The organism is Salegentibacter profundi (assembly GCF_054121475.1).
In genome coordinates this window covers 12,692-34,666 of record NZ_JBSYGG010000014.1, presented here as the reverse complement: position 1 = coordinate 34,666, position 21,975 = coordinate 12,692, and the positions used below count along the sequence as shown (strand labels likewise).

At 39.3% G+C, this 21,975-nt stretch carries 19 protein-coding genes; 11 read left to right on the top strand and 8 right to left on the bottom strand.

Translation table 11 applies throughout. The features are described 5' to 3' along the window. Window position 1: 1 nt before the first annotated feature. The 4 genes from ACW6NC_RS14410 to xrtF all read right to left on the bottom strand — a co-directional run bounded on the left by ACW6NC_RS14410 (window position 2) and on the right by xrtF (window position 5,410). Entirely contained in the window at window positions 2–3,826 is a 3,825-nt protein-coding gene (locus tag ACW6NC_RS14410; RefSeq protein ID WP_457867066.1) for an efflux RND transporter permease subunit, read from the bottom strand. Window positions 3,827–3,934: 108 nt separating this feature from the next. After that, on the bottom strand, window positions 3,935–4,324 hold the full coding sequence (locus ACW6NC_RS14405) for an HYC_CC_PP family protein (RefSeq protein WP_457867065.1): 390 nt from the start codon (window positions 4,322–4,324) through the stop codon (window positions 3,935–3,937). A gap of 100 nt (window positions 4,325–4,424) precedes the next feature. Further along, the gene (locus ACW6NC_RS14400; RefSeq protein WP_457867063.1) at window positions 4,425–4,868 is read right to left on the bottom strand and encodes an exosortase F system-associated membrane protein; all 444 of its coding nucleotides are present in this window, start codon (window positions 4,866–4,868) and stop codon (window positions 4,425–4,427) included. Beyond that, entirely contained in the window at window positions 4,865–5,410 is a 546-nt protein-coding gene (gene xrtF / locus ACW6NC_RS14395) for an exosortase family protein XrtF (protein WP_457867061.1), read from the bottom strand. The genes ACW6NC_RS14400 and xrtF overlap by 4 nt, the downstream gene beginning before the upstream one ends. Before the next feature lie 90 nt (window positions 5,411–5,500). Here xrtF and ACW6NC_RS14390 point away from each other — a divergent pair, with 90 nt between their 5' ends. Beyond that, window positions 5,501–5,971 (top strand): GAF domain-containing protein, encoded by a 471-nt coding sequence (locus ACW6NC_RS14390; RefSeq protein WP_457867060.1) that lies wholly within the window; start codon window positions 5,501–5,503, stop codon window positions 5,969–5,971. A gap of 29 nt (window positions 5,972–6,000) precedes the next feature. Here ACW6NC_RS14390 and ACW6NC_RS14385 read toward each other — a convergent pair whose 3' ends face one another. Next, window positions 6,001–7,254 (bottom strand): ABC transporter permease, encoded by a 1,254-nt coding sequence (locus ACW6NC_RS14385; protein WP_457867058.1) that lies wholly within the window; start codon window positions 7,252–7,254, stop codon window positions 6,001–6,003. 144 nt (window positions 7,255–7,398) lie between these two features. Here ACW6NC_RS14385 and purH point away from each other — a divergent pair, with 144 nt between their 5' ends. Genes purH through rodA form a run of 6 tightly spaced genes read left to right on the top strand, consistent with a single transcriptional unit; the run spans window position 7,399 to window position 14,448 of the window. Further along, window positions 7,399–8,931 (top strand): bifunctional phosphoribosylaminoimidazolecarboxamide formyltransferase/IMP cyclohydrolase, encoded by a 1,533-nt coding sequence (gene purH / locus ACW6NC_RS14380; protein ID WP_457867056.1) that lies wholly within the window; start codon window positions 7,399–7,401, stop codon window positions 8,929–8,931. A gap of 38 nt (window positions 8,932–8,969) precedes the next feature. After that, window positions 8,970–9,998, top strand: coding sequence for a rod shape-determining protein (locus ACW6NC_RS14375; RefSeq protein WP_081211824.1), 1,029 nt, complete (start codon window positions 8,970–8,972; stop codon window positions 9,996–9,998). A gap of 13 nt (window positions 9,999–10,011) precedes the next feature. Continuing rightward, a complete protein-coding gene (gene mreC / locus ACW6NC_RS14370) occupies window positions 10,012–10,833 on the top strand; it encodes a rod shape-determining protein MreC (protein ID WP_457867053.1) in 822 nt (273 codons plus the stop codon). Beyond that, window positions 10,826–11,332: a rod shape-determining protein MreD gene (locus ACW6NC_RS14365; RefSeq protein WP_457867051.1), complete on the top strand. Its 507-nt coding sequence runs from the start codon at window positions 10,826–10,828 to the stop codon at window positions 11,330–11,332. The genes mreC and ACW6NC_RS14365 overlap by 8 nt, the downstream gene beginning before the upstream one ends. After that, window positions 11,329–13,197 carry a penicillin-binding protein 2 gene (mrdA, locus tag ACW6NC_RS14360; protein WP_457867049.1) on the top strand — a complete coding sequence of 623 codons (1,869 nt, stop codon included), beginning with the start codon at window positions 11,329–11,331 and terminating at the stop codon, window positions 13,195–13,197. The genes ACW6NC_RS14365 and mrdA overlap by 4 nt, the downstream gene beginning before the upstream one ends. Further along, window positions 13,198–14,448: a rod shape-determining protein RodA gene (rodA, locus tag ACW6NC_RS14355; protein ID WP_457867047.1), complete on the top strand. Its 1,251-nt coding sequence runs from the start codon at window positions 13,198–13,200 to the stop codon at window positions 14,446–14,448. A gap of 146 nt (window positions 14,449–14,594) precedes the next feature. On the opposite strand, the gene ACW6NC_RS14350 is transcribed toward rodA, so the two are convergent. Further along, a complete protein-coding gene (locus tag ACW6NC_RS14350; protein WP_457867045.1) occupies window positions 14,595–16,730 on the bottom strand; it encodes a carboxy terminal-processing peptidase in 2,136 nt (711 codons plus the stop codon). A 146-nt stretch (window positions 16,731–16,876) separates the two neighbouring features. Between ACW6NC_RS14350 and surE the strand changes: the two genes are divergently transcribed. From surE to ACW6NC_RS14330, 4 genes are read left to right on the top strand one after another with little or no spacing between them, the layout of a single operon-like run. Then, on the top strand, window positions 16,877–17,659 hold the full coding sequence (gene surE / locus ACW6NC_RS14345; RefSeq protein ID WP_457867043.1) for a 5'/3'-nucleotidase SurE: 783 nt from the start codon (window positions 16,877–16,879) through the stop codon (window positions 17,657–17,659). Beyond that, window positions 17,652–17,933 (top strand): hypothetical protein, encoded by a 282-nt coding sequence (locus tag ACW6NC_RS14340; RefSeq protein WP_457867041.1) that lies wholly within the window; start codon window positions 17,652–17,654, stop codon window positions 17,931–17,933. The genes surE and ACW6NC_RS14340 overlap by 8 nt, the downstream gene beginning before the upstream one ends. After that, the gene (gene lpxB, locus ACW6NC_RS14335; protein WP_457867039.1) at window positions 17,934–19,052 is read left to right on the top strand and encodes a lipid-A-disaccharide synthase; all 1,119 of its coding nucleotides are present in this window, start codon (window positions 17,934–17,936) and stop codon (window positions 19,050–19,052) included. It begins immediately after the preceding gene. 1 nt (window position 19,053) lies between these two features. Continuing rightward, a complete protein-coding gene (locus ACW6NC_RS14330; RefSeq protein WP_457867038.1) occupies window positions 19,054–19,560 on the top strand; it encodes a C40 family peptidase in 507 nt (168 codons plus the stop codon). 205 nt (window positions 19,561–19,765) lie between these two features. On the opposite strand, the gene ACW6NC_RS14325 is transcribed toward ACW6NC_RS14330, so the two are convergent. Continuing rightward, entirely contained in the window at window positions 19,766–20,299 is a 534-nt protein-coding gene (locus ACW6NC_RS14325) for a thioredoxin family protein (protein ID WP_457867036.1), read from the bottom strand. 99 nt (window positions 20,300–20,398) lie between these two features. Further along, the gene (locus ACW6NC_RS14320; RefSeq protein WP_457867034.1) at window positions 20,399–21,970 is read right to left on the bottom strand and encodes a peptide MFS transporter; all 1,572 of its coding nucleotides are present in this window, start codon (window positions 21,968–21,970) and stop codon (window positions 20,399–20,401) included. Between the last annotated feature and the right edge of the window lie 5 nt (window positions 21,971–21,975).

Below are 21,975 nucleotides of genomic sequence, written 5' to 3'. Positions count from 1 at the left end.
CTTAAATAATAGTTTTCTCAGTTTTATTTACCACTGTTTCCCTCCAATATGCCTGTAAAACCGGTACTACGAAAATCGTCATAATTTGAATAACCATACCGCCCACAATGGGAATGGCCATGGGAACCATAATATCCGATCCCTTCCCGGTGGAAGTAAGAACTGGAAATAGCGCAATAATTGTCACTGCGGTAGTCATCATTGCTGGGCGCACTCTCTTTAAACCAGCCTCCATAACCGCAGATCTGACTTCTGGAACAGTTTTCGGATTTTTCCTCTCAAAAACCTGATGAATATAAGTTCCCATAAGAACTCCGTCATCAGTGGCAATACCAAATAGTGCGATGAATCCAACCCAGACTGCCACACTCAAATTGATTGTGCCCATCTGGAAAAGATCACGAATATTGGTGCCTGCAATACTAAAATCCATAAACCATCCCTGGCCATAGAGCCAAATCATTATAAACCCACCTGCAAAAGCCACAAAAACCCCTGAAAAATGAATGGTTGAAGCAATTATGGTCTTAAATTGAAAATACAGCAAAAGGAAGATGATGAGCAAACAGATCGGGATAAGGATGGCCAACCGCTTTACTGCCCTTACTTGGTTTTCATAATTCCCCGAAAATTTATAACTCAGCCCGGCAGGTACTTTTAATTCCCCCGAAGCTATCTTATTCTCAATATGTTCACGTGCATCATTCACCACATTAACCTCAGCGAAACCATCGCGTTTATCGAAGAGCACATAACTAGTAAGGAAGGTATCTTCACTTTTTATCATTTGCGGCCCCCTCATATAATTGAGATCAGCTAACTCCCCCAGCGGGATTTGAGCGCCTTTAGGAGTAGGAATCAAGATTCTCTCCAGGCTAGAGGGGTCATCCCGTAATTCACGGGGGTAGCGTACCCTGACCGGAAAACGCTCGCGACCTTCAACCGTAGAAGTTATTTCCATCCCCCCAATTGCAGTCTCTATTGTTTGCTGCACGGCTTCAATACTAAGCCCGTAACGAGCAATGGCGTTTCGGTCGATTTCGATCTCCAGGTAGGGTTTCCCAACCACGCGATCCGCAAAAACAGCTTCTGCTTTAACGGAAGGGACTTCCTTGAGGACACTTTCAAGTTCCATTCCAAAATCCTGGATAGTTTGAAGATCGGGACCAAATACCTTAATCCCCATAGGAGCCCGCATCCCGGTTTGTAGCATTACCAAGCGGGTTTCTATAGGTTGCAGTTTGGGCGCCGAGGTCACTCCCGGAAGCTTGGTGCGTTGCACGATTTCATCCCATATGTCATCAGGATCTTTAATATGCTCTCGCCAATTCCGATAGTATTCCCCGTCCTTATCAATTATCAAGTCATCTATAGAAATATTTCGTTGGATTGCCTCTTCATTGGTTAAACTGTCACCGCTTTTGGTGATGAAACGCTCCTTTTGATCCACCTTAAATGACTGAAGTTTTCCAGTCTCATTAAGGATATATTCAGGTTTATAATTGATAATATTCTCGAACATAGAGATAGGCGCTGGATCCAGAGCGCTTTCTACCCTTCCTAATTTTCCTACTGAAATCTCGACTTCCGGAATACTGGTTACCGCAATATCGAGCTGCCGGACTGTTTTCTTCGTTTCTTCAATCCCGGCATGTGGCATGGTTGTAGGCATAAGAAGGAAACTACCTTCATTAAGCGAAGGCATAAATTCCTTTCCAACTCCTGGAAAAGTATGAACCATTCCACTCCATACTGAGGTAGTTCTTACATTCCAACCTACCTTATCAAAACCATTAGCTACAAAACCGAAAATCTTCGGAAACCCAAACCAGATCATTACTCCAAAAAATATGGTGATCACTGGCAAAAGAAGGAATGTCCCCTTATTGAGCAGACACCAGTTTAGAATGGGTCGGTAGAATCTTACAACTGCCATTAGTACTGCCAGGGTAATCCCCAGAAGGATGATCACGAAAAAATAATTCGTAAACAATGAAATACCAAAGCCAAGGGGCATCCATTCCTCTGCCAAAAACAGAATGGTAACCAAAAGAATGACCACCATTGTAATTTTTTCTGAATATCTTCCCAGAAATTCAGGATTACGGCTTTCCAGTAGTTTTAATGTGCCTATTAAGGTAAGCGCAAGGGGAAGCCAGAACATAAACCAAATGGCCAGGATAATGCCTGAAGCGATTAAAATTATATACCATGTCTTACGGCTTCTTTCTTTGGTCACTTTGGTATTGAAAGCAAAATAAGAAAGCATTGGAAGAACAAGGACTCCAACTAGAAAGGCAGCTACTAAGGCAAAAGTTTTTGTAAAAGCCAAAGGCCGAAAGAGTTTACCTTCTGCATTTTCCATAAAGAAAACCGGGATAAAACTTACAATAGTTGTTGCCAGTGCTGTAGTAACTGCAGGAGCTACCTCGATTGTAGCTTTTTTAATCACTCCCAGGAGCTTTTCACCTCTGGCCCTTTTATTTTTCTGCATTTCCAGATGACGTATGGTGTTTTCTACAAACACAATACCCACATCTACCATTACCCCTATGGCAATAGCTATCCCTGAGAGAGCTACAACGTTGGCATCCACACCAAAGTAGCGCATGGCAATGAAGGTCATAAGCACTCCTATAGGAAGTAGCGTCGAAATTAGAACGGAAGCTCTTAGATTGAGCACCAAAACCAATATCACTATAATACTTATGAGTACCTCGTGGGAGAGGGCTCTCTCTAATGTACCGATAGTTTCGTGAATAAGCTGTGTACGATCATAAAAAGGTACAACCGTGAGTTGACTTTCAGTGCCATCGGCAAGCGTTTTATTTGGGAGCCCGGAAGAGATTTCATTGATCTTTTCTTTAGTATTCTCTATCACCTTAAGAGGATTTGAACCATAACGAGCTACTACAACTCCACCAGTTACATCAGCTCCTCCTTTATCCAGAATACCACGTCTTTCAGACGGGCCCAGTTGAACTTCGGCAATATCACGAATCAACACCGGAGTGTTTTCGGAAACCGAAACCACGGTATTTTCAACATCCTCGACAGATTCGATATATCCAAGCCCCCGTACCAGGTATTCCACTTTATTTATTTCCAAAGTCTTTGCCCCTACATCCCTATTGGAATTTTTAACCGCCTTCATAACCTGGTCGATTCCAATATTATAAGCCTTCAAAGCATCTGGATTTACATCGATCTGGTATTCCTGGACGTAACCGCCCACCGAAGCTACCTCAGCAACCCCTTCTACCGCACTAAGCGCTGGTTTAATATAATAATCCTGAATTGTGCGTAGTTCATGAAGATCCCATCCGCCAGTTACGTTACCTTCACGATCTCTTCCTTCAAGGGTATACCAGAAAACCTGGCCTAAAGCTGTTGCATCAGGTCCTAAAGCAGGCTTAGCATCATCCGGTAAAAGACCAGAAGGGAGGGAATTGAGTTTTTCCAAAACCCGGGAACGGGACCAATAGAATTCGACATCCTCCTCAAAAATGATGTAGATACTTGAAAACCCAAACATAGAATTTGAACGCACCGATTTCACTCCAGGAATCCCCAAAAGAGAGCTGGTAAGCGGATAAGTGATCTGGTCTTCGATATCCTGTGGTGACCGCCCAGGCCAATCGGTAAAAACAATTTGTTGATTTTCACCAATATCCGGAATGGCATCTACAGGTACAGGATCATTAGGAAGAAATCCAGTATCCCAGTTAAATGGTGCAGTAACTAGTCCCCAGCCGATCAAAAAGACAAGTAAAATTACTGAGACCAGACGGTTATAAAGAAAGTATTGTATAAGTTTATTGAACATTATTCATATAATTTATTGACGTGATCCTAAAAAAGCGGATCTCTGATTATAAAAAGTCAGTACGGAGCTGATTTCCTGAAGAGGGAAAAGCTACGATCATCAATAAAATCAAATAAGAAAAACCTGGTCTACCAACTGTATGTTAGTGACCAAAAGAGGAGGGGAATAATCTTTAAAGGGAACTTCTTCTTTTGGAAGCGTTTCAAAAAGATTGAAGTAAAAAATACTAAAACTGGCAATAAATAACTTTTGTCCAAAATCGAGAGACTCCAAAGAAGGTTTGAGTTCATCCTGTCCATCTACCACCACTTTTTCATTAGTGCAGCAGTTATCTGCAGCATTCTCCATATCCATTCCACAGGTATCAGCCTCAGCAAAGATTGCTTTGTCTACCAAAAAACTTCCACAGAAATGCTTATCTACCGTAAAAGAAAAGGTAGAAAACAACACCAATAGTGCTAGTACGACAGAACCACTATTTTGAAAAGCTTTTTTCATCAGGTACAAAAATAGATAATTTTTTGATATAAAGGCATTTTCAAAGATACATACATTCTTTTTAATTGGAACTTCGGGATTATGGGGAATAAATTTAAAATTATGGCTTGGCTCTTCCTTTAAGCCGATAATAATAAAAGGCAGGAAGCAAGATGAGTATAAAAATCGGATGAATGAGAAACCTCCGCACATAAAACAGACTCATGACATGCCCACTATCAAGGTTTAGCAGTAAATACCAATAAGCGGTTACGCCAAAGAGGTAAAAAGCAAAGAATAAAATAGCAGCAAACTTGACAATATTCTTATCCAAGAATGCTATATATAGTATGAATAGGGAAATCAGCGAATTCAACCAGAATCTGAAACTTAAATTAATTAATAATTTGGGCCATTGATAATCAGGTAATTGATCCAGCATATACAAACCACTTCGATAGAATTCATTAATAGGATCGTAAAAAAGTTGCTCTTCGAAAACCCTTACCAGAGCTAGAACAACAACCAGTAAGAAGATAATTAATATACGGTAGCCTGGTTTCATTTCGCAGGATTTTTAGAATAGATATAAACCCAAAGAATCCAGAGAAGGAAAACTGTTCCGTAGATAATGAGAGGGAATATAATGGTATGAAGAAATTCTGCATGGTGGGGCAATTCGTATATACCTATTGAAAGAACGGCAATACGAACTATATTCATTAAATAAATAATCACCAGTCCAGCAATTAGAAAGAAAAAAGTCGTTCTTGGTTTACCAAAAAAAGCGAGGATAAAGGCTACAAAAAGCACCATTATACTCATCGCATTACATCCTTCAACGATTTGGGCCAAATATTTATCGTTGATCAGCAATTTCATGGAAAGATGATATTGATGTGGCTCAATCTGGGCGGCATATCCAAAAGCTTTTATTAACATTTCCGTTTGCCGAGCGACCATATGCGTAACATAGTCCGGGTAATAAACCTCAGACCTAAAAAGATCCAGATACCAACTATAGAAAAGACTTAAAATAAAATAGCTCCCCAGAAAAATGAGGATAAACCGAAGAACCGATTTATATTTTATGAATAGTTTAAGCAAGGCTAATTAAAGGCTTTTTAACAAATTTATACAAATAAGCCAGCCAGCCTGCGCAAATTTTTAAATACTTTTGCAGTAAAACACATTGTTATGCCATTTCAGAAATTAAAACCCGCAGTAGAGAAGATTTTAAGTAACGAAGAACTTTCTGTAGACCATCGTTTGGAGCAGGTGTGTGATCTTCTAAAGGAAAACATTCCTTATTATGACTGGGTAGGTTTTTATTTTAAAAACGGCGACAAGGAAGAATTAAAACTTCGTGCTTTTGCAGGGGAGCCCACCGACCATACGATCATCCCTTTTGGAAAAGGTATTTGTGGCCAAGTGGCCGTTTCTAATAATAATTTTGTTGTCCCTGATGTTAAAACACAAACGAACTATATTGCTTGTAGTATCAATGTTAGGGCTGAAATTGTTATCCCTTTATTTTTAAATGGTGAAAACATAGGTCAGATCGATATCGATTCACACACCGAAGATCCTTTCAATATCGAGGATGAAAGATTTTTGGAATGGGTGAATGAGAAAGTAGCAGAAGTATTAAAGTCTCCCTCCACCTAAGAGAATACTAGAGTAAAGAGATAATTGCCTTACATACCTGTTCTTATGGCTTCCACAGGATCTAATTTTGAAGCAGAGATTGCGGGAATTATTCCTGAAATTAGCCCGATGACGGCAGCAACAATTGTTCCCAGCATAAGATTCCAGGGAGAGAGTACAAATTCGAAATCACCAGTAAATTGGGAGGCGATAATTGAAACAACCCATACCAGAAACAGGCCTATTAATCCCCCAATTACAGATAAAATAACGGCTTCAAACAAGAATTGAAAAAGGATAAATTTATTTTTAGCTCCTAATGATTTCTGTATCCCGATAAGATTAGTGCGTTCCTTAACACTGACAAACATAATATTGGCAATCCCAAATCCCCCAACCAGTAAAGAAAAACCACTAATTATTAATCCAATGATATTCATTTGCCCTGTTATATTATCTATAAAATCCGCGAAACCTTGAAGTTGATTAATAAAGAAAGTGTTGGTTTCTCCGGGTTTGATTGCACGATAATTTCTAAGTTGTTGTTCCACAATAGCCATAAATTCGGCATTATCAACTCCCTCTTCTGGTTTAAGTATGATTTGTGGGAAGACCCCTTTATTGTTATCGCCATAAATTCTTCTTACCAGATTGACCGGCAGAAATGCCTGGCCATCCCGGGAATTTCCAAAAAGAGAGGCGCCTTGTTTCTCTAAAACACCAATGACCTGTAGCTTGCGACCATAGAGTCTTACTTCTTTCCCCAGGGGACTGGAATTTCCAAACAGATTAATGGCTATTTCATGACCTAATACCACCACAGCCGAACCACTCACGGATTCAGATTCATTAAAAAATCGCCCTTCATTCAATTCGAAAGCTTCAATATCATAATATTCACTGGTGACAGCACCTACATCAACATTTTCGCTGGTTACATCCTGGTACTTTATCGATTCAGAAGGGACACCAATGACGTAACTTACTGCATCAAGCTCAGGCAGGCTCCTTTTCAAATGCTGATATTCATCATAAGAGACATCCGGGAATTGCTGACGCTTCCATTGTGGAACATCAGTAGGACCAAATGAGAAACGCATAATAATAATAGTGCTGTTATCCAATGAACTCAAACTGCCTTTTATCTCCTTTTCCAGAGAATCTACAGCAGCCAAAACTGCGATTATTGAGAAAATACCAATGGTAACCCCCAATAAGGAAAGAAAAGTCCGCAGCTTATTATTTCTAAGCGCATTTACTGCAAAAGTGAAACTTTCTTTTAAAAGTCTAAGATATATAAACATACAGTTATCTGCCGTATTTAAAGGAATCCTAAGATAAGACGATGATGTTGAAAATTCGTTACAATTTTATTGATAAATAAATTCATTCGCTTTTATGTTTGCCCGTGAAATACTTACTTTTGCCACTTCATCAAACACAACAAAATGAGCGACTTAAAACAAGCAAAATCTGCTTTAATTTCTGTATTCAATAAGGACGGCCTGGCCCCTATCGTCAAAAAACTTAATGAGCTAGGTATCACCATTTATTCTACTGGAGGAACTGAAAATTTTATCAAAGAATTAGCAATAGAAGTTATACCTGTGGAAGATATTACTTCCTACCCATCCATTCTTGGAGGCCGAGTGAAAACATTACATCCAAAAGTATTTGGAGGGATATTGAACCGTCAGGAAAACCAAAGTGATATAAAAGAACTTGCCCAATACGAAATCCCGCAGATAGACATTGTGATTGTGGATCTTTACCCTTTTGAAAAAACCGTTGCTTCCGGGGCTTCTCAAGGAGATATTATTGAGAAGATCGATATTGGAGGAATCTCGTTGATTCGAGCAGCGGCCAAAAACTTTAAAGATGTCTTGTGTGTATCTTCAGTTCAAGATTATAAAGAATTTGAAGATTTACTTAACGAGAAAAAAGGAGAAACCAGCCTAGCTGACCGGAAAAGATTTGCTGCCAAGGCTTTTAATATTTCGTCTCATTATGACACCTCGATATTCAACTATTTCAATACTGAAAATGAAGTAAGCGTATATAAGGAAAGCATTCAACAAGGCACAGAACTTCGCTATGGGGAAAACCCACATCAACAAGGATTCTTCTTTGGTGATTTTGATGCAATCTTCGATAAGATTCACGGGAAAGAACTATCTTACAATAATCTTCTGGATGTTGATGCAGCAGTAAATCTTATGAATGAATTCAAGGGCGAAGCCCCCACTTTTGCTATCTTAAAACACAACAATGCCTGCGGACTTGCCCAACGTGATACCCTGCACAAGGCATATAATGATGCCCTGGCAGGAGACCCTGTTTCGGCGTTCGGCGGAATTCTTATAAGCAATGTTGAAATTGACAAAGCCACAGCTGAGGAGATTCACAAACTCTTTTGTGAAGTAGTGATCGCTCCATCCTTTTCAGCAGAGGCTGAAGAAATTCTAAAGGGAAAGAAAAACAGAATTCTGTTAGTTCAGAAGGAATTAAATCTTCCTGAAAAACAAGTTAGAACCTGCCTGAACGGAGTTTTAGTTCAGGACAAAGATCTAAAAACAGATGCACCTGAAGATTTAAAGCAGGTTACCAACAATAATCCCACCGAAGCTGAGTTATCTGATTTGTTATTTGCTTCCAAAATTTGCAAGCATACCAAATCGAATACTATTGTTTTGGCTAAAAACAAGCAGCTTTGCGCCAGCGGTACGGGTCAAACCTCACGTGTAGATGCGCTTAATCAAAGCATAGAAAAAGCCCGTTCTTTTAACTTTGATCTAAAGGGAGCCGTGATGGCAAGTGATGCTTTTTTTCCATTCCCAGATTGCGTGGAAATTGCAGGAAATGCTGGAATTACTGCAGTAATACAGCCGGGAGGATCCATTAAGGACCAATTAAGTATAGACTATTGCAACGAAAATGATATTGCTATGGTGATTACGGGAACACGCCATTTTAAACATTAATTTTAGTACATTTACCAAACCTCAACACTTAACATACTATGGGATTTTTTGACTTTCTCATTGAAGAAATAGCGATAGATTTAGGAACCGCAAACACTTTGATTATTCACAACGATAAAGTTGTTGTCGATAGTCCTTCAATAGTAGCCCGCGACCGGACATCAGGGAAGATAACCGCGGTAGGGAAAGAAGCTGCCATGATGCAGGGAAAAACCCACGAAAACATAAAAACCATACGTCCTTTAAAAGACGGAGTAATTGCGGATTTTGATGCTAGTGAAAAAATGCTCACTATGTTTATCAAAGAGATCCCGGCGCTGAAGAAAAAAATGTTCACTCCAGCTTTAAGGATGGTGATCTGTATTCCTTCAGGAATTACTGAAGTCGAGATGAGGGCGGTAAAAGAAAGCGCCGAACGCGTTAACGGTAAAGAAGTTTATCTTATTCACGAACCAATGGCTGCTGCAATAGGAATTGGCGTAGATATCATGCAACCCAAGGGTAATATGATTGTAGACATTGGGGGAGGTACTACCGAGATCGCGGTTATCGCGCTGGGGGGGATAGTTTGCGACAAATCCATAAAAATCGCCGGAGATGTGTTCACCAACGACATCGTCTATTATATGCGTACCCAGCACAACCTGTATGTGGGAGAGAGAACCGCCGAAAAAATCAAGATACAGATAGGTGCAGCCACTGAAGATCTTGAGGTTCCGCCGGAAGAAATGAGTGTACAGGGTAGGGACCTGTTAACAGGGAAACCGAAACAGGTCAATATTTCTTACCGTGAAATAGCCAAGGCTTTAGATAAATCCATTCTTCGTATTGAAGATGCGGTTATGGAAACCCTGTCTCAAACTCCACCTGAACTTGCGGCCGACATCTACAACACCGGAATTTATCTTGCCGGGGGTGGCTCGATGTTACGGGGACTAGACAAACGTTTATCACAAAAAACAGATCTACCAGTTTATATCGCTGAAGATCCACTGAGAGCGGTAGTAAGAGGAACCGGAATAACCTTAAAAACACTGAATCGATATAAGGGAATCCTGATCAAGTAGGAGAAGATAGTTTATGCAGCAAATTTTCAATTTTCTTATCCGCAATAAGAATAATTTACTTTTCTTATTCCTGCTGGCATTATCTGTCTTTTTTACGGTCCAAACTCATTCTTTCCATAAAAGCAAATTTATAAGTTCTGCCAATGCTGTTACCGGTGGGATATTCTCCTGGACAAGTGATATTAAAGACTACCTTTATCTGGAAGAATACAATAAACGCTTACTCGAAGAGAACAAAGAGTTACGTAACATCCTTACTAATCTTAACGATACTCTTTCAATTGAAAATTATCAAGATAGCACTTCCTTTGACGGGACCTATTATTTTAGAGCCGCTAGAGTGATCAATAATAATTACGCCAAGGCAGATAATTATCTTACCATTAATCAAGGGGAGGAAGACGGCATTAAACCTGAATTTGGCGTAGTAACCAGCAAGGGGGTAATAGGTATCGTAGATCGTGTTAACAGCAGGTTTTCAAGGGTGATTTCAATTTTGCATACCGAATCCAGGATCAATGCGCAACTGAATAAGACAAATCATTTTGGAAGCCTGATATGGGATGGCAGAGACCCTAATCTGGTTCAACTTATAGATGTACCAAGACAAGCTCCTGTAAAACAAGGAGACACAATAACAACCGGAGGACGATCGCTGATATTCCCTGAAGGTTTACCTATTGGAAGTATTGAGGATTTTGAGATGGATGAAAGCGGAAGCTATTATAAAATTAATGTACGCTTATTTAACGACATGACTAATATTGGTTTTGTATACGTTATAGAAAACCTGGATCGAGATTTAATTCAATCATTAGAAACCGAGGATGAGTAATAGTATATTTTCAAATACCGCCCGTTTTGTTGGTTTGATTTTACTTCAGGTTCTGATTCTCAACAATATTAATTTTATGGGTTATATAAATCCATACCTGTATGTGCTTTTTATTCTTTTATATCCTTTTAATAGTAATCAGAGTATATTTTTAATCCTTTCATTTTTACTGGGACTCGGCATCGATATCTTTGAGGACAGCGGGGGGATACACGCTGCTGCCTGTTTAATTGCGGCTTTTGTGCGCCCAAACCTATTAAGGTTTTCTTTTGGGGTAAGTTATGACCACCAGAATATCAGGCTTTCTGCAACCCCGTTTGGGGCCCGATTAAGCTATATTCTTTTAATGATCCTCATCCATCATTTTGTCTTATTTTCTTTGGAAATGTTCAGCTTAAGTCATATAATATTGATCTTGAAAAAGACGTTATTTTCAAGTATATTCACCGTGATTCTGGTGATCTTAAGCCTAAGCCTTTTCAGCAAAAAATATAGATGAGAAAGTTACTTCTCTACATAATAATTCTTACAACCGGCCTGATCTTTTTGGCAAGAGTCTTCTATCTTCAAATCATTGATACCTCCCTTGTCCTCCGCTCCCAGGATAATGCTATAGAAATTAATTACGATTATCCACAGCGCGGCTACATTTACGATCGTAATGGAGAACTGATGGTTTCAAATCAACCTTCCTATGATGTGATGGTTATCCCCCGAAACCTAAAACCATTTGATACCCTGGAGTTTTCAGAAATACTCAATATCACGCCGGAAGAACTGGGCAAAAAACTGGATAAAGCTAAGATCTATTCTCCCCTGCTGCCATCGGTAGTCATACCTCAGCTCACTAAAAGTGAGTATGCTTTTTTGCAAGAAAAGATGAGAAAATATGAAGGTTTTTATATTCAGAAACGTTCTTTAAGAGATTACCAGGTAGATCACAGCGCCAATGTACTTGGATATATCGCTCAGGTGAACAAACAAATCATTAAAGATAATCCCTATTACATTTCTGGTGACCTTATTGGGCGTAGCGGTGTGGAAAGTGTATATGAGGAAATACTACGAGGTGTAAAGGGAGTAAAATACATTCAAAAAGATCGGTTTAATAGGGATATTGGCCCTTATAAAGATGGAATTTTCGATACCCTGCCTGAAAAAGGTAAGGATATTAATATCACAATTGATTCCAAGTTACAGGAATACGGGGAAAAACTTATGCAGAATAAGCGCGGAGGAATTGTAGCCCTTGAACCTTCCACCGGGGAAATCTTAGCCTTAGTGACGGCTCCAAGTTATGATCCCTCCTTGCTTGTAGGCCGAAAGAGATCACCTAATTACACAAAATTATATTATGACTCTATTGCCCGCCCATTGTATGATCGAGGCCTTTTAGCCGAATATCCCCCAGGGTCACCCTTTAAAGCAGTCAATGCTCTTATTGCACTCCAGGAGGGAGTGGTAACCACCCAGGACAGGTTCTATTGCAATAATGGATACACTTACGGAAGAGGTCGTAGAATGGGTTGCCATCCCCATGATAGCCCTTTAAATATGATTCCTGGGATCGCAACTTCCTGCAATGCCTATTTTGCCAATGTCTACCGAAGAGTTATTGAGAAATACCCAAGCCCACAGGAAGGAATTGACACATGGAAAAATCATTTAGAGAGTTTTGGCCTGGGCCAATTCATGGGAAATGACCTTAGTACGGGACGACCGGGTAAAGTTCCGGATTCTGATTATTATAATAAGATATACAACTATCCAACTTATAAATGGTATTCGACGGCCACCATTTCTAACGCAATCGGACAGGGTGAAGTCCTTATGACCCCAATTCAACTGGCTAATATGACGGCTACAATTGCCAATCGCGGTTGGTATTATACTCCGCATATTTTAAAAGAAATTGAAGGGGAGCCGATTAAAGAAGAAAAATTCACCGTAAAAAATCATACCACTATCGACCCACGACACTTTGACCCCGTGGTGGAAGGAATGCACCAAGTATATAAAAAAGGTACAGCCAGCAGGCTTCAGATTCCCGGCATTGAAATAGCGGGGAAAACCGGGACCGCGGAGAACTTCACTAAAATTGATGGAAAACGAGTTCAGCTTACCGATCATTCAATTTTTGTAGCTTTTGCTCCTGTAGATAATCCTAAAATAGCTATTGCAGTCTTTGTAGAAAATGGGTACTGGGGAAGTCGTTATGCCGGCCGTATTGCTAGTCTTATGATTGAGAACTATATTAAAGGTGAGATCACTCGCAAAGATATGGAAGAGTGGATTCTTAAAAACAGCCTTGAAGATGAATATGCCAAACCCTTAAGTGGCGAACCCTTTACAATTAACCGATAAATGGCCAAAAGCATAACAGGTTACGACTGGATTACAATTTTTATTTTCTTACTACTGGTTGGCTTTGGTTGGGCTAATATTTATTCAGCCTCCCTGGGTGTAAATACAGGAACCTTTTTTGACCTGGAACAGGTATATGGCCGGCAAGGTTTATGGATCGTACTTAGTTTTTTCATTCTGATTATCATACTTTCAATAGAACCTAAATTCTATCAGCGGTTCTCGAGTGTAATTTATATAATTAGCCTCCTAAGTCTCGCAGGGCTATTCATTTTTGGTAAGACCATTGCTGGACAGACCGCCTGGTATGTGATGGGTCCTGTAAGTCTCCAACCGGCCGAATTTGCGAAAGCCGCCACCGCTCTTGCGGTAGCTAAGTATGTAAGTGGCATCCAGGTAAATCTCAATGAATTTGAGCACCAGCTCAAGGTCTTTGTCATAATAAGCTTACCGGTATTACTTGTAATGATGCAACCCGATGCCGGTAGTGCAATGGTTTATTTTGCTTTTATTTTTCCACTTTACAGAGAAGGTTTGCACTTCGCTTATTTACTGTTAGGTTTTTTTGCCGCCATTCTTTTTGTTGCCACCCTGGCATTTGGAGTTCCGTGGGTTATCGGAGGTATTCTGACCATCGGACTTTTAATGTTTTGGAGGAATCGAAAAAAAAGACCTAATACCCTAAAATATATCTTTTTGATGTTGATAGCTGCCGGCTTTTCGCTATCGGTTAATTATGTGTTTGAAAATGTTTTCAAACAACATCACCGGGACCGCTTCAATATTGTACTGGGAAAAGAAGTTGATGCCAGGGGCATTGGATATAATACCAATCAAAGCGAAATTGCCATTGGAAGTGGGGGCTGGTTTGGAAAAGGCTGGACGGAAGGCACCCAAACCAAAGGTCATTTTGTCCCCGAGCAACATACTGATTATATTTTTAGTACAGTAGGAGAAGAATGGGGATTCCTAGGAAGTAGTTTTGTAATAATCCTATTTGTCTTGCTTTTGGTGAGATTATTATTTCTAGCAGAAAGGCAGCGATCACAGTTTAACCGGGTATATGGTTACAGTGTAATAGGAATAATATTTATACATTTTCTGGTCAATATTGGAATGGTAATAGGAATTTTCCCCACAGTGGGAATTCCACTTCCCTTTTTTAGTTATGGTGGCTCAGGACTTTGGGCTTTCACCATTCTTTTATTTATATTTATTAAACTAGATGCCGAGAGGATCTCTTACCATTAATTACAACGTTCGACCAGAAGTAACAAGGCGGCAACCAATAGAATAATAACAGGATAGACATATTTACGTTTCATAGATAAATTTTGATTTTTAAATAAAAAAAATGCCCCGGAATTATCGGAGCATTTATTAAGTTCTACCTTAAATTAATCATTAAGTCTTGCTACTTTGCTTCTTCTCATCTTATCAACATTAAGATCAGAAAGAACGTTAAGAGCTTCCTCAATATAGATGTCTTTACTTAAATTGGTATGCCATCGCTCTCTCTTTTCTTTTAAAATCGTATCGGTTTCAAATAGTTGCTCTTCAAAAGGGAGTGAAGTATAGGTGAGGTTTGTAGCATATTCCTTTAAAGAATCAAATCGTTTGGCTACACGATTATTCTCTTTGGCAGTTTCACTGTATTCCTCAAAATTAAGCGAGTGAATGTTATTATCACTCTGAGTCTTTATCCATCTCGCGTTTTCCTCAATAAGCTCCAACTGCTCATTTTCACTCATTCTTTTTTTGCTGTTTTCTATGGTTTCTTCAAGATTTGTATAACCGTCCCATTCATCATATTCGGCAGGATCAATTTTATCCCAGGGCAATGGGTTCTCCATATCCTTTTCACCAATATCTACAAAACTGTAGCGGTCCGGAACTACAACGTCACTTTTGACACCTTCTAATTGTGTGGAACCTCCATTAACCCTGTAGAACTTTTGAGTAGTCAATTTAAGCGCACCTAAATCGCCATACTCATTGTTTCTCAACCAACGGTTAAGGTCTATTACATTTTGTACGGTTCCCTTTCCGTAGGTCTGTTTACTACCTATGATAACAGCTCTTTTATAATCCTGCATAGCAGCGGCTAATATTTCTGAGGCAGAAGCAGAGAGTTCATTTACAAGAATCACAAGAGGACCATCCCACAATACCGATGAATCTTTATCCTTTAATATTTCTTTTTTCTGTCCGCTTGATTTTACTTGAACAACAGGACCTTTTTCAATAAACAATCCCGCGATATCCACTACGGTTTTAAGTGAACCTCCACCATTATTTCTCAAATCCAAAACAAGACCGTCCATACCTTCTTTTTTAAGGCGAATGACATCTTTTTCAATATCAGATGCCGCATTCCGCTCCGCGTAATTCTCCATATCAAAATAAAATTTTGGCAGGTTAATTACTCCGAAATTTTTACCATCCTTCTTTACCATAGAAGTTTTGGCATAGGTCTCCTCAATTTCTACAATATCCCGGGTAAGGGTAATATTTTCTATGGTTCCCAATAATTTCTTTCTAACGGTAAGGGTGACTTTGGAATCCTTCGGACCTTTTATAAGTTTAACGGCATCGTCCAGACGCATTCCTACTATACTGACAGCTTCTTCTTCATCCTCCTGCTTTACTTTAAGGATCACATCACCTTCACTCAATTCCTCACTCCTCCAGGCCGGTCCACCAGAGATGACTTCCATTATGGTAATATTATCGCTCTTTTTCTGAAGCCGGGCCCCAATCCCTTCAAGTTTACCAGACATTGCCATATCGAACCTATCCTTGTCCTGAGGGGCGAAATAAAAAGTGTGGGGATCAAATTCCTCTACAATTGCATTGATATATACTGAGAAGTAATCCTTTCGTTCAAGATCATCTGTAAAATCATAATATTCCTCAAGAGAGTTAAGCGTAACTTCGCGGGATTCTTTTTCAAGTTCTTCATCGGATTTTACGGAGTATTCTGGGTCTTTTTCCTTTTTTTGTTCCTCCTCTTCTTTCTTGTCATGAAAGGTAATAAGGGTAGAAAACTTAAGTTGTTTTCTCCATCTTTCTTTCATTTCTTTTTTTGAATCGACATAATCCAGGTCTTCAAAACTTGTATTGAGTTCTTCTTTTTTACCGAAATCGAAAGGAGTAGACAAAATTTCCTTATAGATTTCCCGCGATTCATCAGAACGCTTCATCAAACGCTGGTAGGTGAGATCAAAAAAACTGATATCCTTTGCTTTAATATGATCATCAATTCGTTCTTCATATTCGCTAAATTCCTCAATATCACTTTCATAGAAAAACCTTTTAGATCCATCCAGATTTTTTAGGTAATCTTTATAAACTCCTTTTGAGAATTCATCATTAATATCTTTAGCGTCATAATGTCCCTGATTAAGCACATAGGTTATAAGGTCTATTAGCACTTTATCTTTATTAGGGTCATCAAAACTTTTTGTAGTAAAACTACAGGAGGCAACTGCCATTAACAGCAGTACTACAAGAATTTTAGGGTTCCTTTTCATAAATCGCATAAATTTCATCATAATGGCTTACCAAAATACATTAAAAATTGTGCCAAGACACAGGACAGACACTAATAATTTGTTAAACTACTAAGATAGGCTTTCCTTAGGAAATTACTATTTTAGCCATAATAATTTTTAAATGCATGGATAAAGAAAAACCATTGATTCTTGTGACCAATGATGATGGGATCACTGCTCCAGGAATCAGGGCTTTAATCGAAGTGATGAAGGAGCTCGGAGACGTTATTGTGGTGGCTCCGGATAGCCCGCAAAGTGGAATGGGCCATGCCATTACAATTAGTGACACCCTGTTTTGTGAACCGGTGACCATAAAAGAGAACTACAAACATAAAGAGTTCAGTTGTTCCGGAACACCTGCCGATTGTGTAAAAATTGCCACTCAGGAAATTCTTCATCGCAAACCTGATCTTTGTGTAAGCGGTATAAATCATGGATCCAATTCCTCTATAAATGTCATTTATTCAGGGACAATGAGTGCAGCGGTAGAAGCAGGAATTGAAGGAATTCCAGCCATTGGTTTTTCCTTGCTGGATTATTCCCTAACGGCCGATTTCGAGCCCTCAAAAAAATATGTAAAGGCCATTACACGAAAAGTTTTAAAACATGGACTCCCAAAAGGAGTAGTACTAAATGTTAATTTACCTAAATTACAGTCTTCAGCAATTAAAGGAATGAAAGTTTGTCGACAGGCCAACGCTCACTGGGAGGAAGAATTCGATAAGAGGACCAATCCACAGGGTCGTGATTATTACTGGCTTTCTGGAAAGTTTGTCAACAAGGATAAAGGGGAGGACACCGATGAATGGGCGCTTGCCAACGGATATGTTTCAGTGGTTCCAGTTCAATTCGACCTTACCGCACACCATTTTATGGATGATCTTAATAACTGGGAACTCAATGATTAAGCAGAACATATTAATAGGATTTCTTGTTGGACTAGCATTCAATATTGGAGGCATTATTCTTTATATCCTTATTTTTTCAGAACAAGGAATAGACCGAACAATAAATGATGCCATTCTCAATGATTATATCGGAAAGATTATCGCTCTTGGAGCCATTGTTAATTTTCTGCCATTTTTTGTATTCTTGAGAAAGAAACAGCACTACCACGCCAGGGGTGTATTACTGGCCACTATTGTGGCGGCTATAGCTATCGCAATTTCAAAAATATTCTAAATGAAATACTATCTCATTGCCGGGGAAGCTTCCGGGGACCTCCACGCTTCAAACCTTATGAAGGCCCTGAAAGAAATAGATCCAAGGGCCCAATTTCGGTATTGGGGAGGTGATCTTATGGCCCAGCAAGGAGGGGAATTAGTCAAACATTATCGGGAGTTAGCTTTTATGGGGTTTGCTGAGGTAATTGCAAATTTAAAAACCATACTTCGCAATATAAATTTGTGTAAAGATGATATAAGTAAATTTCAGCCCGACGTTATCATATTTGTCGATTATCCGGGATTTAATATGCGCATTGCAAAATGGGCCAGGACAAAGCATTTTAAAACCCATTATTATATTTCGCCCCAAATATGGGCCTGGAAAGAAAACCGCATCAAGGCGATAAAAAGGGATATAGACCAGATGTACGTAATTCTTCCTTTCGAAAAGGAATTCTATGAAAAGAAACATAATTTCCCTGTGCATTTTGTAGGGCATCCACTAATCGATGCCATTTCCAGTCAAAAACTAGTTGATGCCCAGGATTTTAAAAAAGAGCATAATTTAAATGATAAACCAATCATTGCTTTGCTCCCTGGAAGCCGTAAACAGGAAATAGCAAAAATGTTAGAGATTATGCTTAGTGTTAGAGATTATTTTCCTGACTACCAGTTTGTTATTGCCGGAGCGCCTAGCCAGGAAGAAAATTTCTACTTACCTTTTTTGAAGAAAAACAAAGTTGAACTGGTAATGAATAAAACCTATGAAATACTAAGTCTCTCCCACGCAGCGTTAGTTACCTCAGGGACAGCAACCTTAGAGACAGCCCTTTTTAAGGTTCCCGAGGTGGTTTGTTACAAAGGAAGTTTTGTCTCTTACCATATTGCCAAGCAGATCGTGAAATTGGATTTTATTTCCCTGGTAAACCTGATTATGAAACGTGAAGTAGTAACAGAATTAATCCAGCGAAAGTTTAACAGGAATTCCTTAAAAAGGGAGCTTGCTAAGATTTTGGAGGATAGGCATAGAAAAAAGATTTTTGAAGATTATTACCAGCTGGAACAAAAATTAGGCGGAAAAGGCGCTAGTAAAAAGACCGCTCAACTGATCTATGCCAGTTTAAAAACGAACTGAAATGCAGTCAGAGTTAAAAATTTTATTACTCATATTTTCGGGGGTATTGCTCACCTCCTGTGGAGCTTCAAGATCGAAAGAATTATCCACTAACACCCAAGAAAACCATCAGATAACACCGGCAAATAAGCAGGTTTATAATATCATCTCCTATGCCAGGGAATTTGAAGGAACCCGCTACAAATACGGTGGCACCACTAAAAAAGGAATGGACTGTTCAGGCCTTATCTATGTTTCTTTTCTTAAAGAAGATATTCCTATGCCCCGTACTGCCCGTGATCTTTCCCTGGAGGGCAAAAGACTTTTTCTTCGGGAAGTCTCCCCAGGAGATCTATTGTTTTTTGAAACCAACAAAAAAAGAAGGGTTATAAATCACGTTGGCCTGGTGGTGGAAGTCAGCGATGAAATTCGGTTTATTCATTCCTCAACCTCAAAAGGAGTAATCATTTCATCACTGGAGAACAATTATTGGAAAAATAACTTTGTCATGGCCAGAAGGGTGCTATAGATTATAAACTCATCCTAAGCTTTTAACACCAATGGCTATTTACATTTGAGACGGTATGTCTCTTACTGAAATCATTAAAGCGGAGTATTTGGTCTAGCTTTACCCGCCAAAAACAGAAAGTCCCTTTTTACCGGTGGTAAAAAGGGAGCTTTTCCGCATTTCTACAGAACCAAAGGCTCTATATCAACTAACACTTAAACTTTAACTAAAAAGTACCTTCAAAGCTCTCCTGATACTCAGAGAAAGCTTTTTTTGTTGTCATTTTTTTATAATCATCAGTAGCGAATAACTTTAAATAAATCTCCAGTTGTTGAGGAGTACGATAGCCTGTTATCGGGGCAATTAATTTTGCTTCCTCATCGAAAAACACCAGAGAAGGATACCCTCTTACTCCTAATGCTGCCGTAAACTGATGGGTTGTATTTCGCCCCCTCTTTTGAGGATCAAAATTCGGATTGGAAAATTCCTTATCCTGATAATTGATTTTTTCATCTCCTTCGGCGTTAAACTTAACTGCATAAAAATTCTCATTCACATATTCAATCACATTCTCATTGGAAAAGGTATTTCTATCCAGCATTTTACATGGGCCACACCAGGTAGTATAGGCATCCATAAATATTTTTTTAGGTTCTTTTTTCTGTGCCTCCAGCGCTTCGTTCATAGACATCCAATTAATCTCCTGAGCCTGGAGAAAACTTGTAGACATAAAAAAAATAAGAAGGAAAATTTTATACATATAAAAATAATTTAGGTCTTAGTCGTTTCTCAACCATAACCTAACAAAAAGCGCTCCTCAAATTTAAGGAACGCTTCTTTAATTATAAAACCTTTTAACTTAATGCTTTTTTTCGGTATCAGCAATCTCATAATTTTCATGCTCCAGCATTTCATGCTCTTCATCCTCCACTCCATGAGTAAGACGCTTTAAAGGCTTCAACATAATTAAAACAATTACAGCAAAGCTTACTGTAAATATGGTTATTCCTGAGAATATTGCAAAATCCCCTGCTTCGGCGGCAAATTCTCCGAGAATACCCGCTAATTTATTTCCGAGACCAGTAGCCGCGAAATAAACCCCCATCATTAAGGAAGCATATTTCATAGGCGCTAATTTTGTAATGAAAGATAGCGCAACCGGCGAACTACTAAGTTCCCCGATGGTATGGAAAAGATATGCAAGGACTAACCAGTACATTGCAGAAGACCCGTTCGACTCAAACTGCACTGAAGCTGCAGCCATAAAAACAAATCCCAATCCCATTATTATCACCCCTACTGCCATTTTAAAAATGCTCGAGGCCTCCTTATTCTTCAATTTTCTCCTGGCCCAGAAATTAGCCACCAAAACTCCAAAAGTAATTATAAAAAGAGCATTTAAAGACTGAAACCAGGAAGCAGGAACTTCATTCCCTATACCTGGAAGGGAAAATGGCAGAGCCCTATTGGTTTTATCCAGGGCATAAATATTCATCAGTCCACCAGCCTGCTCAAAGGCTCCCCAGAAGACTATTACCAGGATAAAAGATAGCAGCATAACCACATAACGATCCTTCATGACCTGTGTAGTAAGATCCTTATAAACCATAAGCATCATTGCTGTTACAAGGGTAAGAAAGATAAATAACAAACCATAAGCCCAGGATTGAAACACCAGAACATATAAGGAAACCAGCATTAATATCGAGGTAATTACCAATTGAAGTGGAGACTTAAGTAAGTCCGAAAAAAGCCCGGTAAGAGAAGCTCCTTCATCCCTTTCAGCTTTAGACAGAAGGTTTCCTACATTTACTAAATATTTTTGGCCCCAAAGATATACAAGAAGACCAAGAGCCATTGCTATTCCAGCCAAACCAAAGCCCCAGTGCCAGCCAACTTGTTCTCCTACATAACCCACAATCAAACTAGAAAGAAATGCCCCGAGATTTATTCCAATGTAAAAAATAGTAAAGCCTTTATCCCTTCTAATATCACCAGGTTTGTAGAGTCCTCCAACCATTGTGGAAATATTGGGTTTAAGCATTCCCACTCCGGCAATGATAAGACCTAAACCACTATAAAAGGCCCACATTTCTTCAACAGCTAGTATGGTATGACCCGCTACCAGTATAATTCCGCCCCATAGAACTGTTTTTTTCTGCCCAAGGAGTTTATCGGCTATTATACCACCGGGAATAGAAACGATATAAACAAGCATGGTATACCAACCGTATAGCGCCAGAGCCTCTCCCTGGGTCCAGCCAAGACCGGCATTTCCATCAGTCGTTGCACTAACCAGATATAAAACAAGGATTGCGCGCATTCCATAATAGGAAAAACGCTCCCACATTTCTGTAAAAAACAAAATATAAAGCCCAATTGGATGTCCAAATAACTCCTTTTGAGGTGCTGGGGTTGTTGTCGTAGCCATTAACT

What these genes read in the sequence shown, in the direction of transcription:
- mrdA (WP_457867049.1), top strand. Translation starts at nt 11,329, where the DNA reads ATGAGAAAGTTACTTCTCTACATAATAATTCTTACAACCGGCCTGATC.
- ACW6NC_RS14330 (WP_457867038.1), top strand. Translation starts at nt 19,054, where the DNA reads ATGCAGTCAGAGTTAAAAATTTTATTACTCATATTTTCGGGGGTATTG.
- ACW6NC_RS14320 (WP_457867034.1), bottom strand. Translation starts at nt 21,970, where the DNA reads ATGGCTACGACAACAACCCCAGCACCTCAAAAGGAGTTATTTGGACAT.
- purH (WP_457867056.1), top strand. Translation starts at nt 7,399, where the DNA reads ATGAGCGACTTAAAACAAGCAAAATCTGCTTTAATTTCTGTATTCAAT.
- ACW6NC_RS14365 (WP_457867051.1), top strand. Translation starts at nt 10,826, where the DNA reads ATGAGTAATAGTATATTTTCAAATACCGCCCGTTTTGTTGGTTTGATT.
- ACW6NC_RS14385 (WP_457867058.1), bottom strand. Translation starts at nt 7,254, where the DNA reads ATGTTTATATATCTTAGACTTTTAAAAGAAAGTTTCACTTTTGCAGTA.
- ACW6NC_RS14325 (WP_457867036.1), bottom strand. Translation starts at nt 20,299, where the DNA reads ATGTATAAAATTTTCCTTCTTATTTTTTTTATGTCTACAAGTTTTCTC.
- ACW6NC_RS14340 (WP_457867041.1), top strand. Translation starts at nt 17,652, where the DNA reads ATGATTAAGCAGAACATATTAATAGGATTTCTTGTTGGACTAGCATTC.
- mreC (WP_457867053.1), top strand. Translation starts at nt 10,012, where the DNA reads ATGCAGCAAATTTTCAATTTTCTTATCCGCAATAAGAATAATTTACTT.
- ACW6NC_RS14390 (WP_457867060.1), top strand. Translation starts at nt 5,501, where the DNA reads ATGCCATTTCAGAAATTAAAACCCGCAGTAGAGAAGATTTTAAGTAAC.
- ACW6NC_RS14400 (WP_457867063.1), bottom strand. Translation starts at nt 4,868, where the DNA reads ATGAAACCAGGCTACCGTATATTAATTATCTTCTTACTGGTTGTTGTT.
- ACW6NC_RS14405 (WP_457867065.1), bottom strand. Translation starts at nt 4,324, where the DNA reads ATGAAAAAAGCTTTTCAAAATAGTGGTTCTGTCGTACTAGCACTATTG.
- lpxB (WP_457867039.1), top strand. Translation starts at nt 17,934, where the DNA reads ATGAAATACTATCTCATTGCCGGGGAAGCTTCCGGGGACCTCCACGCT.
- surE (WP_457867043.1), top strand. Translation starts at nt 16,877, where the DNA reads ATGGATAAAGAAAAACCATTGATTCTTGTGACCAATGATGATGGGATC.
- ACW6NC_RS14410 (WP_457867066.1), bottom strand. Translation starts at nt 3,826, where the DNA reads ATGTTCAATAAACTTATACAATACTTTCTTTATAACCGTCTGGTCTCA.
- rodA (WP_457867047.1), top strand. Translation starts at nt 13,198, where the DNA reads ATGGCCAAAAGCATAACAGGTTACGACTGGATTACAATTTTTATTTTC.
- ACW6NC_RS14350 (WP_457867045.1), bottom strand. Translation starts at nt 16,730, where the DNA reads ATGAAAAGGAACCCTAAAATTCTTGTAGTACTGCTGTTAATGGCAGTT.
- ACW6NC_RS14375 (WP_081211824.1), top strand. Translation starts at nt 8,970, where the DNA reads ATGGGATTTTTTGACTTTCTCATTGAAGAAATAGCGATAGATTTAGGA.